This window comes from Herbiconiux sp. SALV-R1, from assembly GCF_013113715.1.
In the GTDB taxonomy this organism is placed as follows: domain Bacteria; phylum Actinomycetota; class Actinomycetes; order Actinomycetales; family Microbacteriaceae; genus Herbiconiux.
The window spans coordinates 1,981,188-1,999,909 of sequence record NZ_CP053344.1 but is presented as its reverse complement, the minus strand read 5'-3'; the positions used below and the strand labels follow the sequence as shown (position 1 = coordinate 1,999,909).

The window sequence follows — 18,722 nt, the reverse complement described above, 5'->3', positions numbered from 1 at the left end:
CGCCGAAAGATAGCCTTGCGGCTCACTGTCGCTCGATGTTAGTTTGCCTTATGGCTAACTCTTCCGACCGGCTCGACGGACTGTTCCACGCGCTGTCCGACCCCACGCGCCGGGCGGTGCTGCGTCGTCTCGGCAGGGGGCCGGCGAGCGTCACCGACCTCGCCGAGCCGTTCGCCATGGCCCTTCCCTCTTTTCTCAAGCACGTGAGGGTGCTCGAAGAGAGCGGATGCATCCGTACCGTCAAACGCGGACGGGTGCGGTTCTGCACGCTCGAGAAGAAGAGCTTCGGCGAGGTGGAGAACTGGCTGCGGGGGGAGAGGGCCGCGTGGGAGGAGCAGACCGACCGGCTCGAGGCGTTCGCCGTCGCGCAGGCACGAGGAGAGGATGACTGAGATGACCGAGACCCTTGCCACCGCGGCGGCCGATGAGACCAGCGGGCCGGGACGGTTCGACCCCGAGCGCGATCTGGGCTTCAGCCGGGTCATCCGGGCGCCGCGCGACGTGGTGTGGCGGGCCTGGACCGATCCGCGCCAGCTGGAGCAGTGGTGGCTTCCCGCGCCGTCGCTGTGCCGGGTCGAGGCGCTCGAGCTGCGGCCGGGCGGGGCCTTCACGACGCTCATGAGCGACGACGGCGAGGGGTTCCGGCCGCACGTCACCGGGTGCATCCTCGACGTGCGCGACCACGAGCGCATCGTCTTCACCACGATGCTCGCCGGCGGATGGCGCCCTGCGGCCGACGGGTTCATGACCGCGGTGATCGAGTTCGTGGAGCATCCCGACGGCACGGAGTACCGGGCCAGGGTGCTCCACAAAGACCGGGCCGACCGCGACATGCACGACGAGGCCGGCTTCGCCGACGGGTGGGGCACGGTCGCGGCGCAGCTGGCGGCGCTCGTCGAGCGGGGCTGAGCCGCCGCTCCGGCGCAGGGCGCCGGGCGCAGGGCGCAGGGCGCAGGCGCCCGGCCGGTGGGCGCGGCGGTGGGTGCGGGGGGTGGGTGCTGCCCGTGTTCGGGGGCGGCGCCGGCGCCGAGCCGGGAGGGGTCAGCGTGGGGCGGTGCCGTTGCGGCGGGCGGCGCGGCGTTCGCGGCGGGTGAGGCGTGACCATTCCTCCTCGGCGCGGGCGCGCGCGAGTTCGGCCTCGCGGCGGCGGGCGGCGCGACGGGCTGACCAGGCCTCGAGCTCGGGATCGACATCGCGCGTCGGGGTGACGACGGGAGGGCCGCCGAGCAGCTGGCGACGGGCCTCGATCACGCGGCGGTTGAAGTCGAGGAGCACCTCGCGCACCTCGTGCTCGCTGCCGAGGGTGTCGAGGCGGGCGTCGAGCTCGGCGTGCTCGGTGCGGAGCGTCAGCGCGGGAGGGCCCAGCCCGGTGAGACGTTCGCGCTCGATCTTCTGGCGGATCCACCAGTCGGGATCGTAGGTGCTCCCCAGTCCGGCCAGCGGTTTGCCCGCGCCCGGAAGATCATCGAAGTCGCCGCGCCGCATCGCCTGCGTGATGGCGATCTCGACGACCGCCGCGCGCTGCTCCATCGTGGGGGCGCCCGCATCGGCCTCCTCGCCGGCCTGCTGGCCCGCCGTGCCGAGGCCGGTGCGGGCGCGGTCGCCGTGGGCGCCGACGGATGCCGCTGCCCCGCCGTTCGCGGAGGTCTCGTCGCTCTCACTGTCGTCGCCGACCGGCGCGACCTGCTGAACGCGGTAGCGCGCAGCGCTCAACCTCGCGTCGTTCGGCGGCCTGCGTCTCACCATGGTTCCAGCCTAGGCGCGCTCGCCGGCTGCCCGCTTTGCCTCGGGTTCGCACAGGTAGGCGTCGACGAGGAAGGGGCCGCGCACCTCCCGCAGCGTGTCGAGCAGGCGATCGACGAGTCGCGCCGACACTCCCGACGCCGCGATGTCGTGCTCGCCGAGCAGAGGCAGCGAACCGCACCGGATGCGCACCACCTCCCACCCCACGGCGCGCAGCAGGCGGTCTTTGCGCCGGTCGACGTCGAGGCGCGAGCCGAGGTGCTCGAGCCCGAAGCGGCCCGGTGTGTCGAACTCGACGGCCACCGCCAGCTCGGCGAGAACGAAGTCGGGCCACACCTCGAGCTTGCCGAAGAACGGCTGTCGCACGGCGATCGCGTTCAACCCGAGATCGAGATCGAGCCGGGCGCCGAGGCGCTGCCGTAGCTCGGCCTCGGCCGCCGAGGCGGGCTTCGGAGCGCGAGCGCTCCAGAACGCCTGGCCGGGAGCACGCACCGTCGGCACCTCGTCGATCACCGCTCCCGACGACTCCAGCCACGCGATGCTCCCCGGAACCGCCGCCCCCGGACTCGGCGTCGCACTCTCAACCCGCGGCACACCCGCCGCCCGACCCCGCCCACCGGCCCAGTCCGGGCGCGCCGCCGTGGTGCCCGGGCCACCGCCCGTGGTCCCATGAGTGCCCCGGCTGCCCGCGGACCCCGGCGTGCCCCGGCCGCCCACGGTGCCCTCTGTGCCCTGGCTGCCTGCGGTGCCCTTTGTGTCCTGGCTGCCTGCGGTGTCATGCGCATCCCGGCTGCCCGTGGTTCCTTGCATGCCTCGGCTGCCCGCGGACCCCTGCGTGCCCCGGCCGCCCACGGTGCCCGGCGCACCCCGGCTGCCCGCGGTGCCCTGCGTGCCCCGGCTGCCCACGGTCCCGTGGGTGCCTCGGCTGCTCGTGGTGCCGTGCGTGCCTCGGCTGCTCGCGATGCCCTGCGTGCCTCGGCTGCCTGTGGTGTCGCGAGTGCCTTGGCTGCCCGCGGTTCCCTGCACGCCCGGGTTCCCGGTCGCATCCGCGTGTGATGACGGCAGACCCGTCGCCGCACGTCGACGGCGCGAGGGTGGTTTCGGCGGGGCGGCTCGAGCGGGTGCCGGTGCTCCCAACGCGGAGAGTGGGGAACCGGGAGCGCGCTCGGCCACCGGCGGCTTGGCGGGGGCGATGCGCGGCGGGTTGGCGAGCAGCGTGCAGAGGGTGCACCACACCGAGCGGCGGCGCACTCCGCCCCCGGGCCGGCTGCGCTGCTCGGCGGGGGTGGCGATGAAGTAGTGCCCCACCTCGCACTGCCAGGTGAGGTACACGTCGGCGGCGGGAGGGATCTGCGTGAGCGTGATACCCCGGTTGAGGTCGGGATGGTACTGCCGCTTCAGCACCGCGTAGGGCGCCCACGCCTCGCGGTAGCTGCCCACCGGGTAGGGCACCTTGACACCCTTGGAGCGCTGCCTCCTGCTCCACCAGGCCTCGATGTTCTCCGGCACGACCCGCTCCTCCCGTCTCGGACGCCCTCGCGCCCTCCCGCGCGACGATAGCCGCGGCCACCGACATCCGTTCTCGCCCTGTCGGGCATCGGGCGGCGGTGTCGGTGGCCGCGCGTATCCTCGGCCCGAGGAAGGAGATGCGATGTCCGAGCCGGCTGAGACCCCCGGGCGCCTCGAGCCCCGATGCGGTGTCGTCGAGTACGGCGCCGACGCGACCCCCTCGGCGCCGTGCGGTGAGCCGGGCGACCCGCTGGGCGCATCCGCCGGTCTCGTCCTGTGCCGTCGGCACCTGCTGCTCGCCCATGAGGCGGTGGTGGGGGAGGTGGGCGTGACCGATCCGCTGCCGTCGCCGTGCATCGCCTGCGGATCGCGGCTCGGGGTGCGCTACGCGACGGGGTGGCTGTGCGCGGTGTGCGAGTGGCGGCACGGCGAAATTCCCGACGACGACGTGGGGCCGGTGCGGGTCGATGTCGTGTACTACCTCGCCTCGCGGGGCCTGGTGAAGATCGGCACCTCCTCCAACCCGCGGGCCCGCCTGGCGCAGATCGCCCACGACGAACTCCTTGCCTTCGAGCGCGGCGGCCGCGCCCTCGAGCAACGACGCCATCGCGAGTTCGCCGCCTGCCGGGCGGGCCGCGAGTGGTTCGAGCGCGACCCCGCCCTCCTCGCCCACATCGAGGCGCTCCGCGCCGACCGCGTCGACCCCTGGGAACTCCACACCCGCTGGCGCAGCGAGGCCCTCGCCCTCCGCTCGTGACCGGCGCCGCTCCGCGCCCCGCTACGGCGGTAGACGGATGAGCGCACGGCGTCACGAGGCGGCCCGCCGCGGGTGCGGCTCGCGCGCCTGCCTCATCTCAGGCCCCAGCGGCCGATGGATGCGCGCTCGGCCTCACGAGGTCGCCCCGCCGGTGTCAGCGCGGGAGCACCATCGCACGGCAACGGCCGGCGGGCGAGCGGCGCTCAGTGGGCGGTCCAGCCGCCGTCCATGGTGTAGCTGGAGCCGGTGACCATGGCGGCGGCGGGGGAGGCGAGCCAGCCGATGAGCGACGCGACCTCGGCCGGCTCGACGAGGCGCTTCACCGCGCTCTCGGCGAGGAGCACCCGCTCGAGCACCTGCTGGGGCGGGATGCCGTGCAACGCCGACTGCTGGGCGATCTGCTGTTCCACGAGCGCGGTGCGCACGTACCCGGGGTTCACGCAGCTGCTCGTCACCCCGTGCGGGCCGCCCTCGAGCGCGACCACCTTCGAGAACCCCTCTAGGCCGTGCTTGGCCGCGACGTAGGCGCTCTTGAACGGCGAGGCGCGCAGTCCGTGCACCGACGAGACGTTGATGACTCTCCCGAAGCCGCGCTCGTACATGCCGGGCAGCGCGGCCCGCACGAGCAGGAAGGGCGCTTCGAGCATCACCGCGAGGATGCGCCGGTACTCCTCCCGCCCGAACTCCGCGATGGGTGCCACGTGCTGCAGCCCGGCGTTGTTGACGAGGATGTCGACGTCGCCCAGCCGCTCCCGCAACGCCTCGTCAGCGAACGCCGGCGCGTCGAGTTCGGCGAGATCGACCTGCCACGACGCCCCGTCGAGCTCGTCGGCGAGCCGCCCGGCGGCAGCCCCGTCGCGATCGGCGACCACCACGCGCGCGCCGAGCCCCGCGAGTTCACGGGCGGCGGCGGCCCCGATGCCGCCGGCCCCGCCCGTGACGAGCGCTGTGCGCCCCCGGAGCGTCAGGGAGCGCTCCGGGTTCGTCATGCCCGCGACCCCCGCGAGCCGCCCGACCCCCGTGAGCCGCCCGACCCCCGCGCCCCGCCCGACCCGAGTCCCCGCGCGGCGGCGAACCGGATGGCGTCGGCCTCGTCGACAGCCCGCAACGACGCGCCCCGCGTCTCGCGCAGCGTGAGCACTGTGACGGCCGTGACCGCGCAGGCGGCGAGCAGGTACAGCGCCACCGGCAACCACTCGTGGTACTGCTGCAGCAGCGCCGAGGCGATGATGGGCGCGAGCGAGCCCGCCACGATGGAGGTGACCTGGTAGCCGAGCGACACCCCCGAGTACCGCATGCGGGTGGGGAACATCTCGGCCATGATGGCCGGCTGCCCGGCGTACATGAGCGCGTGGAAGCACAGGCCGATCGTCACCGCGAGCACGATGAGCACGGGGTTCAGCGTGTCGAACATCGGGAAGGCGAAGAACGCCCAGCTCGCGCCGAGCACGGCTCCGGCGAAGTACACCGGCTTCCGCCCGATGCGGTCGGAGAGCCGGCCGACCAGCGGGATGACGGCGAAGTGCACCGCGTGCGCGATGAGCAGCGCCAGCAGCAGCTGACTCGTGGCGTACTCGTGCACCGTGGTGAGGTAGACGATCGAGAAGCTCACGATGAGGTAGTAGAGGATGTTCTCCGCGAAGCGCAGCCCCATCGCCTTGAGCACGCCCTTCGGGTAGCGCCGCAGCACCTCGAACACCCCGTAGGAGCTCGCCTTCTCCTCCTCCATCTCGGCGCGCGCCTCGAGGAAGATGGGTGCCTCATTGACGTGGGTGCGGATGTAGTAGCCCACCAGCACGATCACCGCCGAGATCCAGAACGCGACGCGCCAGCCCCAGCCGAGGAACTGGCCGGCGGGCAGCGCGGTCGAGAGGATGAGGAGCACGAGTGTGGCGAGCAGGTTGCCCACCGGCACGGCGGCTTGCGGCCAGCTCGCCCAGAAGCCGCGCGAGCGGTCGGGGCTCTGCTCGGCGACCAGCAGCACGGCTCCGCCCCACTCGCCGCCGAGGGCGAAGCCCTGGATGAAGCGCAGCGCGACGAGCAGCGCCGGCGCCCAGTAGCCGATGGTGTCGAAGCCGGGAAGGCAGCCGATGAGGAAGGTGGCGACGCCGATGAGCACGATGGTCACCTGAAGGGTGTGCTTGCGGCCGAGGCGGTCGCCGATCTGCCCGAACACGATGCCGCCGAGCGGACGGGCGACGAACCCGACAGCGTAGGTGAGGAAGGCGGCGATGATGCCGTCGAGCTTGGTGCCGGCGTTCGGGAAGAACACCGTGCCGAAGACGAGGCTCGCCGCCGTGGCGTAGAGGAAGAACTCGTACCACTCGACGACCGTGCCGACCATCGAGGCGGCGACGACCTTCTTGAGGCCGGTCGGCGCGGGCACGCCCCTGTCGGCGGGGGCTGATCGGGTGACTGTGGGATTGACGCTCACGGTGACTCCTTGCTGGTCGTCGTTGACTGCAACGAGTATTCGTGCACATCTCGGGGTGAGCAATGGTCAAATCCGAACACCCGATGTGCATAATTGCAGAATGAAGCCCGATCCGCAGGATCTCCTCGTGCTGCTCGCCGTGTCACGCACCGGCCGCTTCACCTCGGCTGCCGACGCGCTGGGCCAGAACCACACCACCGTCTCGCGCCGCATCGCCGCGCTCGAGCGGGCCCTCGGTGGCCGCGTGCTCTCGCGTGCCGCGGGCGGCTGGGAGCTCACCGAGCTGGGCAGACGCGCCGTGCGCGCGGCCGAGGAGGTGGAGCAGGCGGTGGGCTCCCTCGACTCCGAGGCCGCCACCCCGAGTCTGTCGGGAGTGGTGCGCATGTCGGCGACCGACGGTTTCAGCGCCCTCATCGCCGCGCCGGCCGTCGCCGCCCTGCAGCGCGAGCATCCGCAGCTCAGGGTCGAGCTCGTCACCGTCACCCGGCGCGCGCTCCAGCAGCGCTCCGGTCTCGACATCGAGGTGGTGGTCGGCCGGCCGCAGGTGCACCGTGCCGAGGCCGTGCTGCTCGGGGAGTACGTGCTCGGTATGTACGCCTGCCGCGAGTACCTCGACCGCCACGGGGAGCCGCGCACGATCGACGATCTCGCCGCGCATCCGCTGGTCTACTTCATCGACTCCATGCTGCAGGTCGACGACCTCGACGCGCCCCGCAGACTCGTGCCCGCGATGCGCGACTCGCTCAGCTCGACGAACGTGTTCGTGCACGTCGAGGCGACCCGCGCCGGCGCGGGCATCGGCTTCCTGCCGTGCTTCGTCGCCGATCGCCACGCCGACCTGGTGCGCGTGCTGCCGCAGGAGGTCGCCGAGGTGCTGCCCTACTGGATGGTGCTGCGGCCCGACTCGCTGGCGCAGCCGGCCGTCGCCGCCGTGGTGGAGGCGGTGCGCCGCCGCACCCGCGAGATGGCCGGGGAGCTGCGCGGGAGCGTCGGCTGAGGCGCGTCAGGCGTGGCGGGGGTGCCCGCTCCCGGCGATCAGGTCGAGCACCTCGGCGGGGGTCTCCGCCGCCACCGTGGGCCGCCACGACTCCGTCCAGGCGGCGCCGTGCGACACCCAGCCCGTGCGCAGGCCGAGCGCCCGGCCGCCGTGCATGTCGTTCACGACATCGTCTCCGACCATCCAGGTCTCCGGATGCGCGCCCCCGGCGAGCTCGAACGCCGCGTCGAAGATGCCCCGCTCGGGCTTCTTCACGCCGACCGCTTCGGAGATGACGGTGCCGAGCATCCGCTCGTCGATGCCCGTGCGCCTGATCTTGCGGCTCTGCTGCTCGACCGGCCCGTTCGTCACGATGACGAGCACGACTCCGGAGTCGGCGAGCCGGTGCAGTCGCTCGGCGACCCCGTCGTAGACCGCGATGGTGTCGACGTGCTCGTAGACGAGCCGCTCGACGAGAGCCGCCGGCTCGAGCTCGAGCTGCCAGTGCGAGACGATGGCCGCGGCGAGTTCGGGGCGCGGGGTGTGGCCGTTGCGGTCTGCGGCGACGATCCACGCGACCGCGCCGTCGCCCAGAGCGAACTCCGCGGCGAAGCGTTCGGCCCAGAGCGCGAAGGCGCCGGCCCGGTCGAGGAGGGTGTTGTCGAGGTCGAGCAGGAGCAGCACCGTTCGAGTCTAGAGGCGGCGCCCGCGCGGTAGAGGGCGGCGCTTGGACGGCGGAGGGGCGGCTCACGGGCGGTCGAGGGGTGCTCGGCGGGCTCCGATAGGCTCGGGAGGGATGACTCCCCGCACCGTCTTCCGCATCGCGTCAGTCGCCGAAGCCGTCACCTGGACTGCGCTCATCGCGGCCATGGTCGCCCGCTACGGGTTCTCGGCCGAGGTTCCGTTCTTCTTCGCCGTCGGGCTCGCCCACGGCGTCGTCTTCATCGCCTTCGTCGCCGTGTGCGTCGTCGTCGGGCTCAATCAGCGCTGGGCCTGGTGGGCGATCGTGCTCTCCGCGCTGGCGGCGGTGCCGCCCTACGGCACGGTCGTCGCCGACGTCGTGCTCGAGCGGCGGCGACGACTCGTCGGCGGCTGGCGCCTCGAGGCGGGCGACGACCCGCGCGACGCGCATCCCATTGACCGGATGCTGCGCTGGTTCCTCAACCGGCCGTGGCTGTTCGTGGCCGCCCTCGTCGTGGTGGTGGCTCTGCTCACGGTGGTGGCGCTGGTGGCGGGCCCGCCGGTCTGAGCCCCGCCGCCGGCCCACCCGCCGCTCAGGCGGTGCCGGCGAAGAACTCCCGCGCCACGGCGCCGAGCGCGACCAGGTCGTCGACGTGCGCGAGCTCGCGGGCCGAGTGCATCGACAGCAGCGGCACGCCGACGTCGACCGTGCGCAACCCCAGCCGGGTCGCGGTCAGCGGACCGATCGTCGAGCCGCACGGCACCGTGTTGTTCGACACGAACTCCTGCGTGCGCACGCCCGCGGCCTCGGTGAGCCGACGCCACAGGGCGGCCCCGTGGGCGTCGGTGGCGTAGCGCTGGTTCGCGTTGATCTTGAGCAGCGGCCCCCCGCCCGCCACCGGGTGGTTCGCCGGATCGTGCTTCTCGGGGTAGTTGGGGTGCACGGAATGCCCCGCGTCGCTCGACAGGCACCACGACGAGGCGAATGCCCGCGCTCGGGTGGCCGGGGTGCCGCCGAGCAGATCGGTGATGCGTGCCGTGACGTCGTCGAGCAGGGGGCCGCTGGCCCCCGAGCGCGACTCCGAGCCGAGCTCCTCGTGGTCGAAGGCGGCCAGCATCGAGATGTGGCCGGCCCGCGCATCCGGTTCGTGAGCCGACGAGACGAGAGCCGTCACACCCGCGTGCACCGAGCTCAGATTGTCGAGCCTGCCCGAGGCGAACAGCGCCCCGTCGAGGCCGAAGCGCGCGGGGGCGGCCGTGTCGGCGATGACGATGTCGTACCCCGCGACCTCGGCGCCGCCGCCGACCCCCGCGAGCTCGGCGAGGATGCCCACCAGGTCGGCATCACCCGGCGCCCCCACGCCGAACACGGGGGCGGTGTGCCGCTGCCGGTCGAGGGTGAGGCCCGAGTTCACCTCGCGGTCGAGGTGGATGGCCAGCTGCGGGATGCGCAGGAACGGCCCCGTGCGCACCAGCAGCTCCTCGCCGCCCACGGTGACCAGGCGCCCGGCGAGCTCGAGCTCGCGATCGAGCCAGGAGTTCAGCAGCGGCCCGCCGTAGACCTCGACGCCGGCCTGCAACCAGCCCTGCGAGCCCACCGTGGGCTTCGGCTTGAGCTTGAACCCGGGTGAGTCGGTGTGGGCGCCCAGGATGCGGAAGGGCGTCGACGCGTCGGCCCCCTCGGGCACCACCCAGGCCAGCACCGCCCCGTCGCGCACGACGAAGAACCGGCCGGTCGCCGAACCCCAGTCGTCGCTCTCGTCGAGCTGCTCGAAGCCCGCCGCGCGCAGCCTCGCCGCCACCTCCGCCGCCGCGTGGTAGGAGGACGGCGAGGCGGTGACGAAGGAGGCGAGGTCGTCTGTGTACGCGGTGCTGTCGGCCATCTCCCCATCCAACCACCGGCCCCCGACGTCGGGCGACGTCGCTCCGAGCGCGCGGTCATCTTCGTGCCGTAGAGTCACCGCCGACGTCAGATGCCGTCGGGGCTCTAGGAGTGTGGGGAACGGATGCGCAGACCGGGTTCGACGGCGGCCGTGGCCTGTCTCGTGGCGGTGACCGGCATCCTCCTCGCCGGCTGCTCGGACCAGCCCACCGAAGCGCTGTCGAAGCTCGCCCACCTGGCGGCCGGCGACCACCCCGGTGCCTCGCTGCTGCCGCCCGTGGTGTCGGGGGTCGACGGGGGCATCGTCGACTCGTCACTGCGGCGCCTCACCGAGCACGACGGCACCTCGTTCTGGGTGGGCGTGACGAACGACGACCGGGTGTGCTTCATCGCGGAGTCGGGCGACACGCAGGCCGAGTGCGTCGAGGCGGAGCGTTTCGGTGCGCGCGGCGCGACGCTCGAGGTCGGCGAACCCGGCCAGCGCTTCTGGCTGCACACCGAGTACATGACGGTGGGCGCGGGCTGGACCTCGATCGCACCCAACATCGCCGTGCGCGACTGACAGCGCCCCGCGCATCGGGCAGACTCGGGGGATGAGCTCAGAGCAACTCGCCGTCGACGTCGTCACCGTGTTCACCGACTCCGAGGGTGGGCACGGCAACCTCCTTGGCATCGTGCGCTCGCCGGCTGCGGCGGGGCGCGAGCAGGAGATCGCCCGTGTTCTGGGGTACAGCGAGACGGTGTTCGTCGAGGGGGTGCTCGAGACCGGGGCGGCGCACGGGTCGGGGGCGGCGCGCGAGCCGGGGGCTGCGCGCGAGCGGGTGGCGACCGTGCGCATCTTCACCCCCGCCGAGGAGCTGCCCTTCGCCGGGCACCCGAGCGTGGGTGTCGCGTGGTGGCTCGCCGCGGCGGGCACGCCGGTCACCCGGCTCGCGGTCGGTGCGGGCGACGTGCCGGTGCGCTCCGACGGCGACATCACCTGGATTGCCGGGCGGGCGGAGTGGGCGCCCGAGTTCGTCTGGCACGAGCTGGCCGACCCGGCCGCCGTCGACGGGCTCGATCCGGCGGAGTTCCCGAGCGGCAAGCACTACGCCTGGGCGTGGATCGACGAGGCGGCGGGGCACGTGAGGTCGCGCATGTTCGCCCCCGACCTCGGCATCGTCGAAGACGAGGCGACCGGTGCGGCGGCGGTGCGGCTGACCACCCTGCTCGGCCGCGACCTCATGATCGACCAGGGGGCCGGGTCGCGCATCCTCACCCGAGTGCTCGGCGACGGCCTCGTCGAGGTGGGCGGCCGCACCCGCCGCGTCGACCCGGTGACCGTCGAGCTCGACTGATCTGGCGCCCGGCGCCCGGCACGCGGCGCTCGGCGCGCGGCGCCACGGCCCGGCGCGCGGCGGCCAGGCCCAGCCTTCACGACCGGGCCCGCGCCCGCCGGGCCGACCGGCTCAGTGCGCGGTCGTCGGAACGGCCTCTGCTGTGCCGGGGGCCGCATCCGGAGCCTGCTGCGCGGCGCGACCCTGGCTGCGGCGGCGGAACAGCAGTGCCGAGAGCACCGCGCCCACCGCGAAGAACCCGGCGGCCCACCAGTACGCCGTGGCGTAGCTGTGCACGGCGGCCTCGGCCATCACCTCGGGCGTGCTGGGCAGGTTCGCCGCGATGTAGTCGGCAGCCGCCGTCGCCGCCAGCGTGTTGAGCAGCGCCGTGCCGATCGAACCGCCCACCTGCTGACTCGTGTTCACCATGGCCGAGGCGACTCCGGCGAACTCCCGGTCGACCCCGAGCGTCGCGGTCTGGATCGACGCCGGCATGATGGTGCCCATCGCGGCTCCGAGGATCATCAGCGGCGCGAGCAGGTCGGCCGCGTATCCGCTGTCGGGGCCGAGGTGCGTGAGGTACACCATGCCCACCACGGCGAGGCTCATGCCGATCGGCACCATCACCTTGGGGCCGAACCTCGGCACGAACACGTTGGTGCCGAGCTGGGCGGCGACCACGAGCATGCCGATCATGGGCAGGAACGACAGGCCGGTCTGGATGGGCGTGTATTTCAGCGTCGCCTGCAGGTAGTAGGTGACGAACAGAAAGATCGCGAACATGCCGACTCCGGCGATGAGCACCGAGCTGTACGCGGCGCCGCGGTTGCGGTCGAGCACGATCGAGAGGGGGAGCAGCGGATGCTCGGCGCGACGCTGCCAGAGCACGAACGCCACGAGCAGCACCACGCTGCCGGCCAGCATGCCCCAGGTGAGCGGGGCGTCCCATCCGTCGGTCTCGGCGTGCGAGAAGCCGAACACCAGGGCGAACAGGGCGCCCGAGACGAGGAGGGTGCCCGGCACGTCGAGCTTCGGTCGCGGGCCGGTGCGGGGCACGTGCCGCACGAACACCAGGGCGCCCGCGATGGCGACGACCGCGATGACCACGTTGATGTAGAGGTTCCAGCGCCAGTCGAAGCTCTCGGTGAGCACGCCGCCGAGCAGGAGGCCGATCGCGCCGCCCGCTCCGGCGATCGCGCCGAACACGCCGAAGGCGCGAGCGCGCTCCTTCGGGATGGTGAAGGTGGTGGTGAGCACGGCCAGGGCGGTGGGCGCGAGCAACGCGCCGAAGACGCCCTGCAGCGCACGGGCGGCCACCAGGGTGCCGAAGCTGTCGGCGGCCCCGCCCAGTGCGGAGGCGGCGGCGAAGCCGACCAGGCCGATGATGAAGGCGCGCTTGCGGCCGATGAGGTCGGAGAGTCTGCCGCCGAACAGCAGCAGGCTGCCGAAGGCAAGGGAGTAGGCGGTGACCACCCACTGGCGGTCGCCGTCGGAGAAGCCGAGGTCGGCCTGGGCCGAGGGCAGGGCGATGTTCACGACGGTGGCGTCGAGCACCACCATGAGCTGGGCGAGCGCAACGGTGGTGAGGGTGAGCCAGCGCCGTGACGACGGGGCGGCGGGTGCGGCGACGGATGTCGGTGACGCTGCGGTTTCGGATGCCATGGCAGGACTCTATACGAGACCGACCAGTTTCGGAAACCTTGAGTCTCGATTCATTCGTGCGTATCATCGGGGGAGGAAGGGAGGCCTGCGATGACGCAGATCGAGGCGACGGCCGATGCGCCCGCCGAGGCACCCCGGCCCGGTCGGCGGCGCGACCACACCCGCGACGCCGACATCCTCACCGCGGCCATCGAGGTGCTCGCCGAGGAGGGGTACGACGGCATGACCATCGACATGGTGGCGGCCAGGGCCAAGGCCGGGAAGGCCACGCTCTACCGGCGCTGGGCGTCGAAGGGCGAGCTCGTCGTCGACGCCGTCGCGTGCATGAAGCAGGGCGACATCGACTTCGACGCGCTCCCCGACACCGGCACGCTGCGCGGCGACCTCGTGGCCATGATCAAGCCGCGCACCATCGAAGACGCCGAGAAGAAGGTGCAGGTGATGGCCGGGCTCGCCTCGGTGCTCACCCGATCGCCCGAGTTGGCGGGAGCCGTCGACGCCGCCATCATCGAGCCGCGCGCGCGGCTCAACCGCGTCTTCCTGCAACGGGCCGTCGACCGTGGTGAGGCCTCGCCCGACTGCGACATCGAGGTGCTCTCGAACGTCTCGGCGTCGATGGCGGCCTACCGCACGCTGGTGCTGAAGAAGCCGGTCGACCGGGAGTTCCTGCTGAAGATCATCGACGGGGTCATCTTGCCGGCGGCCGGAGTCGCTCCGCTCTCCGCGTCGGGTGTCGGCTCGACCGCCGCGGGCGCCGCCGCTACCGCGGGCGCGTGAGCTCCACCGAACGGTCCCACAGCCCGCGCGCCAGCTCGGGGTCGCGAGACTGCTTCGAGCGATGGGCCGGGGCGCGCTTGGCGTAGTAGCCGCCGCTCGTCCAGTCGACGCCCTCCACCCCGTCCGCGAGCCACAGCAGGGTCTCGGCTCCGTTCTCGGGGGAGCGGATGAAGCGGCTGAGTCCCGTGCGGTAGAGCAGCCTGAGTGCGGTGCTCGAGTCGGCCGAGAAACCCGTGGCGACCACCCCCGGGTGGAAGGCGGCGCTGAGCAGTCCCTCGGCCCGAAACCGCCGGTGCAGCTCGACGGTGAACAGGATGTTCGCGAGCTTCGACGCCCCGTAGGCGCGTTCCGGGCTGTGCCGCCGCTCGGAGTCGAGGTCGTCGAGGTCGAGGCGGCCGCCGAAGCGGTGCGCCACGCTCGAGGTGGTGATGACCCGCCCTCCGGCGGCGACGAGGCGCGGCAGGAGCAGGGTGGTGAGCAGGAACGGTGCGAGGTGGTTCACCTGGAAGGTGAGCTCGTGACCGTCGACGGTCATCGTCCGTTCGCCCATGATGCCGCCGGCGTTGTTCGCCAGCACGTCGATGCGCTCGTGCCGCTCGAGCAGCACATCGGCGAGGTCGCGCACCTGCTCGAGCCGGGAGAAGTCGGCGAGGTGGTGCTCGGCCCCGATGCTCTCTGCGACGGCGCGGGTCTTCTCGGCCGAACGCCCCACCACGACGACCCGATCTCCCTGGGCGGCGAAGGCGCGCGCGGCGGCGGCCCCGATCCCGTCGCTCGCGCCCGTCACCACGATCGTCCTGTCCATGGTGCTTGACCCTAGACCCCTCGGCTGTCAGTGGCCCCGACTAGCCTGGGGCGTGACATGAGGGAGTACAGGTGATAGTCGTCGACGGGCCGGGGCCCACCGTGCTCTACAGTGCCACCGACCTCACCGCGGCAGCGCGTTGCGAGTTCAACCTGGTGCGGCGTCTCGACGCCAAGCTCGGCCGGGTCGAGACGCCGCCCGACCCCGACGATCCCATGCTCGAACGGGCGGCGCGACTCGGCGACCGTCATGAGGAGCGCGTGCTCGAGCAGTACCGGGAGCGGTTCGGCCCGTTCCGTCCCGCCGAGGGGCGCGGGGTCGCCGAGATCGACCGGCCCGAGCGGGCCTTCCCCGACGGTCTCGTCACGGCCAAGGCGGAGTCGCTCGCGGCACTGCGGGCCGGCGCCGACGTGGTGTTCCAGGCGGCGTTCTTCGACGGCCGTTTCCTCGGCTACGCCGACTTCCTGGTGCGCGTGGGGGAGTCGGAGGCCGGAGCCCCCCGGTACGCGGTGTACGACACGAAGCTGGCGCGGCGGGCGAAGGTCACGGCGCTGCTCCAGGTGGCGGCCTACGCCGACCAGCTCGTGCGCTCCGGAATCCCGGTCGAGGAGCAGGTGCACCTGCTGCTCGGCGACGGGTCGACCTCGAGCCACGCGCTGCGCGACATCCTCCCCGTCTACCTCGATCGTCGGGAGCGGCTCGAAGTGCTGCTCGACTCCCGTCTCGACGACGAGGCGGTGCAGTGGGGCGACCCGAGGTACACCGCCTGCGGCCGCTGCGAGGTGTGCCAGCCCGAGGTGGAGCTGCACCGCGACCTGCTGCTGGTGGCCGGCATGCGCCCGTCGCAGCGCGAGCGCCTGCGCGCCGCGGGCATCACCACCATCGACGAGCTCGCCGCCTCGACGGGCGCGGTTCCCGCCCTCGCCGCCTCCACTCTCGAGTCGCTGCGCGACCAGGCACGCATGCAGGCGGCGCCTCCGGCCGGGCTGCCTCGCTCGGGAGGTCTGGTCTACCGCGTCTACGACGCCGCTCCCCTCGGTGCGCTGCCCGAGCCCGACGAGGGCGACATCTTCTTCGATTTCGAGGGCGACCCGCTCTACACCGAGGGCGACGGCCACGACTGGGGCCTCGACTACCTCTTCGGTCTGGTCGAGCACGACCCGCTGCTGCCCGGCGGCACGGTCTTCCGGCCGTTCTGGGCCCACGACCACGCGGAGGAGAAGCGGGCGCTCGTCGCCTTCCTCGACCACGTCACCGCACGGCTCCGCAGGCACCCGGGCCTGCACGTCTACCACTACGCCAACTACGAGCGCGCGCACCTGCAGTCGCTGTGCGCTCGTCACGGGGTGGGGGAGGAGCAGCTCGACGAGCTGCTGCGCCGCGGCGTGCTCGTCGACCTCTACCCGCTGGTGAAGAAGTCCATCAGAGTGGGCTCACCCTCGTACGGTCTGAAGAAGCTCGAGCCGCTCTACATGGGGGAGCGCTACCGCGACAGCGAGGTCACCACGGGTGCCGACTCGATCACGGCCTACGTGCACTACGCCGAGCTGCGCGAGGCCGGGCGCACCGACCCCGCGGCGGCGGCCGAGGCCGAGGTGCAGCTGCGTGAGATCGCCGACTACAACGAGTACGACTGCGTGAGCACCCTCGGCCTCCGCGACTGGCTGCGCGATCGTGCCGCCGAGAACGGCGTGCGCCCCGATCCGCCCGTCGCGGTGCCGCAGCCGAGCGATGACGAGGAGGCCGCGCCGCCCACCCGCAGCGAGGTCGAGGCCGCCTTCGAGCCGAGCGCTCTGCACCGCGCGCTCGTGGCGTGGATCGATCATCTCCCCGCGGCCGGAGGAGCACCCGACAGCCCCGTCGACGGGGAGTCTCCCGCCGGTGGCGGCCGCTCGGCCGACCAGACGGCCCTGGCGCTCGCGGCGGCGGCGATCGACTACCACCGGCGCGAGGAGAAGTCGTTCTGGTGGGAGCACTACAACCGGCTCGACCAGCCGGTGGAGGAGTGGGCCGAGAGCCGCGACGTGCTGATCGTGAGCGCCGCGCGCGTCGACGACGACTGGTCGAGCGACGGCGCCCGCCGCGCGGAGCGCAGGCTGGTGCGGCTCCGCGGTGAGCTCGCCCCGGGCAGCCGGCTGGAGGCGGGGGCGAGCCGGCGTTTCGTCGTGTACGACCCGCCGCATCCGTGGCCCTCACCCCGGTCGCGGGCGAGCGAGCGGGTGGCCCACGACCGCACGCTCATCACCGACGTCACCGTCGCCGCCGACGGCGCGACCGTGTACCACCTCGAGGAGGCTCTACCCCTCGGGGGCGAGCGGTACCGCGCCATACCCTTGGCGGTGGTGCCGGCGCGACCACCCATGACGGCGCCCCTGCAGGCGGCGATCACCTCCTGGGGCCGGGCCCTCGCGACCGCGCTGCCCGCCTTTCCCGCCGACGCCGCCGTCGACCTGCTCCGCCGGAGGCCGCCCCGCCGACGCGACGGGCTGGGGCCCGAACCGGTGGGAGCAGACGGCATGGCCGCGGCCATCCGCGACACCCTGCTCGCGCTCGACGACTCCTACCTCGCCGTGCAAGGTCCGCCCGGAACGGGCAAGACCTACACGGGTGCCCGGGTGATCGCCGAGCTGGTACGCGACCACGGCTGGACGGTCGGAGTCGTCGGCCAGTCGCACGCCGTCGTCGAGAACATGCTCGCGGCCGTCGTGCGGGCGGGCCTCGACGCCGGCTCGGTGGCGAAGGTCGACGAGCACGAGGGAACCGTCTACACGGCTCTGCCGAAGCGTCCGAACGGACTCGGCAGGTTCCTGCACGAGGCGGCCGAGGCAGGCCGGGGCGTGGTGGTCGGCGGAACGGCGTGGGACTTCACCAACGTCGGCCGCGTGCCCCGGCGTCGCCTCGACCTGCTCGTCATCGACGAGGCGGGGCAGTACTCGCTCGCGAACACCATCGCGGTGAGCGTCGCCGCGCGCAATCTGCTGCTGCTCGGCGACCCCCAGCAGCTTCCGCAGGTGAGCCAGGGCGTGCATCCTGAGGCGGTCGACAGCTCGGCACTCGGCTGGCTGAGCGACGGCCACGACGTGCTTCCCGCGAACCTCGGCTACTTCCTCGACCTGAGCTGGCGGATGCATCCCGCGGTGTGCGCCCCGGTCAGCGAGCTCTCCTACGAGGGCGCGCTGCACTCGAAGCTGCCCGAGACCACCGACCGCTCGCTCGAGGGTGTCTCGCCCGGGCTCAGCGTGCATCCGGTGGTGCATCACGGCGACGCGACGTCGTCGGTGGCGGAGGCCGAGGTGGTGGTCGAGATCGTGAGAAGCGTGCTCGGGCGCCTGTGGCGCGAGGGCGACGGTGAGGTCGGCGACGGGGTCGACGGCGACGGCGACGGGGTAGGAGGCGACGGGGTCGGAGGCGACGGCGACGGGGGCGGAGGCGACGGGGTCGGAGGCGACAGGGGCGTCGACGGCAGCGGGGGCAATGGTGGTGATGGGGTCGGCGGCGGCGCTCGGCCGCTGGGGCTCGACGACGTCATCGTCGTGGCGCCCTACAACGCGCAGGTCGAGACGGTGCGTGCCGCCCTCGCCGCGGCGGGGCTCGAGGGCGTGCCGGTCGGTACCGTCGACAAGTTCCAGGGCCGGGAGGCGGTGGTGGCGATCGTCACCCTCGCCGCCTCGTCGGCGGCCGAGGTGCCGCGCGGCATGGAGTTCCTGCTCATGAAGAACCGGCTGAACGTCGCCATCTCCCGCGCGAAATGGGCGGCGCACCTGGTGTACTCACCGGCGCTGGCCGACCATCTGCCCTACGACGCGCGCGAACTCGCGACGCTCTCGGCCTTCCTGCGGCTCAGTCGAGAGGCTCCCAGCGGCCCTGCACCATCCGGGTGAGTCGCCAGGCGATGGGCTGGGCCGAGACCCGGGCTCCGTCGATGCCCTGCTCGGCGATGAGGAACGCCGCCTCGTCGGTGTCGGCGGTGAACCGCACCGTCACGCGGGGCGCCCCGGCGACCACGGCGATGTCGGACGACTCCACCACGGTGAAGTCCGCGATGGCCTGGGTGAGCGTGGGCAGCACGGTCTCGGGCTTCACGCCCAGCTCGAGGGGCCCGACGATCATGGTGACGCGATAGGAGCTCATGCTCCCCAGGCTAGGGTGTGCGGCTGTGGCACGGGGCACCCACGGGCTA

Annotated in this window: 18 protein-coding genes; 9 read left to right on the top strand and 9 right to left on the bottom strand. The window is 72.8% G+C overall.

Going from position 1 to position 18,722, the window contains the following annotated elements:
* The first annotated feature begins 50 nt into the window (after window positions 1-50).
* Together HL652_RS09645 and HL652_RS09640 are read left to right on the top strand one after the other, a co-directional pair.
* Window positions 51-392 carry an ArsR/SmtB family transcription factor gene (locus tag HL652_RS09645; RefSeq protein ID WP_171705133.1) on the top strand — a complete coding sequence of 114 codons (342 nt, stop codon included), beginning with the start codon at window positions 51-53 and terminating at the stop codon, window positions 390-392.
* 1 nt (window position 393) lies between these two features.
* The gene (locus tag HL652_RS09640) at window positions 394-909 is read left to right on the top strand and encodes an SRPBCC family protein (RefSeq protein ID WP_171705132.1); all 516 of its coding nucleotides are present in this window, start codon (window positions 394-396) and stop codon (window positions 907-909) included.
* Between the two features lie 132 nt (window positions 910-1,041).
* Here HL652_RS09640 and HL652_RS09635 read toward each other — a convergent pair whose 3' ends face one another.
* Together HL652_RS09635 and HL652_RS22035 are read right to left on the bottom strand one after the other, a co-directional pair.
* A complete protein-coding gene (locus HL652_RS09635; protein ID WP_171705131.1) occupies window positions 1,042-1,746 on the bottom strand; it encodes a DnaJ family domain-containing protein in 705 nt (234 codons plus the stop codon).
* A 9-nt stretch (window positions 1,747-1,755) separates the two neighbouring features.
* Entirely contained in the window at window positions 1,756-3,252 is a 1,497-nt protein-coding gene (locus HL652_RS22035; RefSeq protein WP_371743626.1) for a hypothetical protein, read from the bottom strand.
* A 142-nt stretch (window positions 3,253-3,394) separates the two neighbouring features.
* Here HL652_RS22035 and HL652_RS09625 point away from each other — a divergent pair, with 142 nt between their 5' ends.
* Window positions 3,395-4,009, top strand: a complete 615-nt coding sequence (locus HL652_RS09625; protein ID WP_171705130.1) for a GIY-YIG nuclease family protein — start codon at window positions 3,395-3,397, stop codon at window positions 4,007-4,009.
* Window positions 4,010-4,212: 203 nt separating this feature from the next.
* Here the strand turns inward: HL652_RS09625 and HL652_RS09620 are convergent, their stop codons facing one another.
* Both HL652_RS09620 and HL652_RS09615 read right to left on the bottom strand, forming a co-directional pair.
* Window positions 4,213-4,998, bottom strand: a complete 786-nt coding sequence (locus HL652_RS09620) for a 3-hydroxybutyrate dehydrogenase (protein WP_171705129.1) — start codon at window positions 4,996-4,998, stop codon at window positions 4,213-4,215.
* Window positions 4,995-6,443, bottom strand: a complete 1,449-nt coding sequence (locus HL652_RS09615) for an MFS transporter (RefSeq protein WP_305848745.1) — start codon at window positions 6,441-6,443, stop codon at window positions 4,995-4,997. The genes HL652_RS09620 and HL652_RS09615 overlap by 4 nt, the downstream gene beginning before the upstream one ends.
* A gap of 100 nt (window positions 6,444-6,543) precedes the next feature.
* On the opposite strand from HL652_RS09615, the gene HL652_RS09610 reads away from it, so the two are divergent.
* A complete protein-coding gene (locus tag HL652_RS09610) occupies window positions 6,544-7,440 on the top strand; it encodes a LysR family transcriptional regulator (protein ID WP_171705128.1) in 897 nt (298 codons plus the stop codon).
* A 6-nt stretch (window positions 7,441-7,446) separates the two neighbouring features.
* Here the strand turns inward: HL652_RS09610 and HL652_RS09605 are convergent, their stop codons facing one another.
* Entirely contained in the window at window positions 7,447-8,103 is a 657-nt protein-coding gene (locus HL652_RS09605) for an HAD family hydrolase (RefSeq protein WP_171705127.1), read from the bottom strand.
* A 112-nt stretch (window positions 8,104-8,215) separates the two neighbouring features.
* Between HL652_RS09605 and HL652_RS09600 the strand changes: the two genes are divergently transcribed.
* Entirely contained in the window at window positions 8,216-8,668 is a 453-nt protein-coding gene (locus tag HL652_RS09600) for a DUF3817 domain-containing protein (RefSeq protein WP_171705126.1), read from the top strand.
* Window positions 8,669-8,693: 25 nt separating this feature from the next.
* Here HL652_RS09600 and HL652_RS09595 read toward each other — a convergent pair whose 3' ends face one another.
* The gene (locus HL652_RS09595; RefSeq protein WP_171705125.1) at window positions 8,694-9,983 is read right to left on the bottom strand and encodes a M18 family aminopeptidase; all 1,290 of its coding nucleotides are present in this window, start codon (window positions 9,981-9,983) and stop codon (window positions 8,694-8,696) included.
* A 123-nt stretch (window positions 9,984-10,106) separates the two neighbouring features.
* Here HL652_RS09595 and HL652_RS09590 point away from each other — a divergent pair, with 123 nt between their 5' ends.
* Window positions 10,107-10,544 carry a hypothetical protein gene (locus HL652_RS09590; RefSeq protein WP_171705124.1) on the top strand — a complete coding sequence of 146 codons (438 nt, stop codon included), beginning with the start codon at window positions 10,107-10,109 and terminating at the stop codon, window positions 10,542-10,544.
* A gap of 31 nt (window positions 10,545-10,575) precedes the next feature.
* A complete protein-coding gene (locus tag HL652_RS09585; protein ID WP_171705123.1) occupies window positions 10,576-11,319 on the top strand; it encodes a PhzF family phenazine biosynthesis protein in 744 nt (247 codons plus the stop codon).
* A gap of 111 nt (window positions 11,320-11,430) precedes the next feature.
* On the opposite strand, the gene HL652_RS09580 is transcribed toward HL652_RS09585, so the two are convergent.
* The gene (locus HL652_RS09580; protein ID WP_171705122.1) at window positions 11,431-12,960 is read right to left on the bottom strand and encodes an MFS transporter; all 1,530 of its coding nucleotides are present in this window, start codon (window positions 12,958-12,960) and stop codon (window positions 11,431-11,433) included.
* Window positions 12,961-13,050: 90 nt separating this feature from the next.
* Between HL652_RS09580 and HL652_RS09575 the strand changes: the two genes are divergently transcribed.
* Entirely contained in the window at window positions 13,051-13,737 is a 687-nt protein-coding gene (locus HL652_RS09575; RefSeq protein ID WP_171705121.1) for a TetR/AcrR family transcriptional regulator, read from the top strand.
* Here the strand turns inward: HL652_RS09575 and HL652_RS09570 are convergent.
* Window positions 13,721-14,542, bottom strand: coding sequence for an SDR family NAD(P)-dependent oxidoreductase (locus HL652_RS09570; protein WP_171705120.1), 822 nt, complete (start codon window positions 14,540-14,542; stop codon window positions 13,721-13,723). The two genes, HL652_RS09575 and HL652_RS09570, sit on opposite strands and share 17 nt — an antisense overlap.
* Before the next feature lie 71 nt (window positions 14,543-14,613).
* On the opposite strand from HL652_RS09570, the gene HL652_RS09565 reads away from it, so the two are divergent.
* Window positions 14,614-18,423 carry a TM0106 family RecB-like putative nuclease gene (locus tag HL652_RS09565; protein WP_171705119.1) on the top strand — a complete coding sequence of 1,270 codons (3,810 nt, stop codon included), beginning with the start codon at window positions 14,614-14,616 and terminating at the stop codon, window positions 18,421-18,423.
* Here the strand turns inward: HL652_RS09565 and HL652_RS09560 are convergent.
* On the bottom strand, window positions 18,383-18,673 hold the full coding sequence (locus HL652_RS09560; protein ID WP_171705118.1) for a hypothetical protein: 291 nt from the start codon (window positions 18,671-18,673) through the stop codon (window positions 18,383-18,385). The two genes, HL652_RS09565 and HL652_RS09560, sit on opposite strands and share 41 nt — an antisense overlap.
* Between the last annotated feature and the right edge of the window lie 49 nt (window positions 18,674-18,722).

Excerpts from the sequence above, each read along its gene's own strand:
- HL652_RS09620 (WP_171705129.1), bottom strand. The coding sequence starts at position 4,998 with ATGACGAACCCGGAGCGCTCCCTGACGCTCCGGGGGCGCACAGCGCTC.
- HL652_RS09570 (WP_171705120.1), bottom strand. The coding sequence starts at position 14,542 with ATGGACAGGACGATCGTGGTGACGGGCGCGAGCGACGGGATCGGGGCC.
- HL652_RS09600 (WP_171705126.1), top strand. The coding sequence starts at position 8,216 with ATGACTCCCCGCACCGTCTTCCGCATCGCGTCAGTCGCCGAAGCCGTC.
- HL652_RS09560 (WP_171705118.1), bottom strand. The coding sequence starts at position 18,673 with ATGAGCTCCTATCGCGTCACCATGATCGTCGGGCCCCTCGAGCTGGGC.
- HL652_RS09575 (WP_171705121.1), top strand. The coding sequence starts at position 13,051 with ATGACGCAGATCGAGGCGACGGCCGATGCGCCCGCCGAGGCACCCCGG.
- HL652_RS09625 (WP_171705130.1), top strand. The coding sequence starts at position 3,395 with ATGTCCGAGCCGGCTGAGACCCCCGGGCGCCTCGAGCCCCGATGCGGT.
- HL652_RS09595 (WP_171705125.1), bottom strand. The coding sequence starts at position 9,983 with ATGGCCGACAGCACCGCGTACACAGACGACCTCGCCTCCTTCGTCACC.
- HL652_RS09640 (WP_171705132.1), top strand. The coding sequence starts at position 394 with ATGACCGAGACCCTTGCCACCGCGGCGGCCGATGAGACCAGCGGGCCG.
- HL652_RS09580 (WP_171705122.1), bottom strand. The coding sequence starts at position 12,960 with ATGGCATCCGAAACCGCAGCGTCACCGACATCCGTCGCCGCACCCGCC.
- HL652_RS09590 (WP_171705124.1), top strand. The coding sequence starts at position 10,107 with ATGCGCAGACCGGGTTCGACGGCGGCCGTGGCCTGTCTCGTGGCGGTG.
- HL652_RS09635 (WP_171705131.1), bottom strand. The coding sequence starts at position 1,746 with ATGGTGAGACGCAGGCCGCCGAACGACGCGAGGTTGAGCGCTGCGCGC.
- HL652_RS09610 (WP_171705128.1), top strand. The coding sequence starts at position 6,544 with ATGAAGCCCGATCCGCAGGATCTCCTCGTGCTGCTCGCCGTGTCACGC.
- HL652_RS09645 (WP_171705133.1), top strand. The coding sequence starts at position 51 with ATGGCTAACTCTTCCGACCGGCTCGACGGACTGTTCCACGCGCTGTCC.
- HL652_RS09585 (WP_171705123.1), top strand. The coding sequence starts at position 10,576 with ATGAGCTCAGAGCAACTCGCCGTCGACGTCGTCACCGTGTTCACCGAC.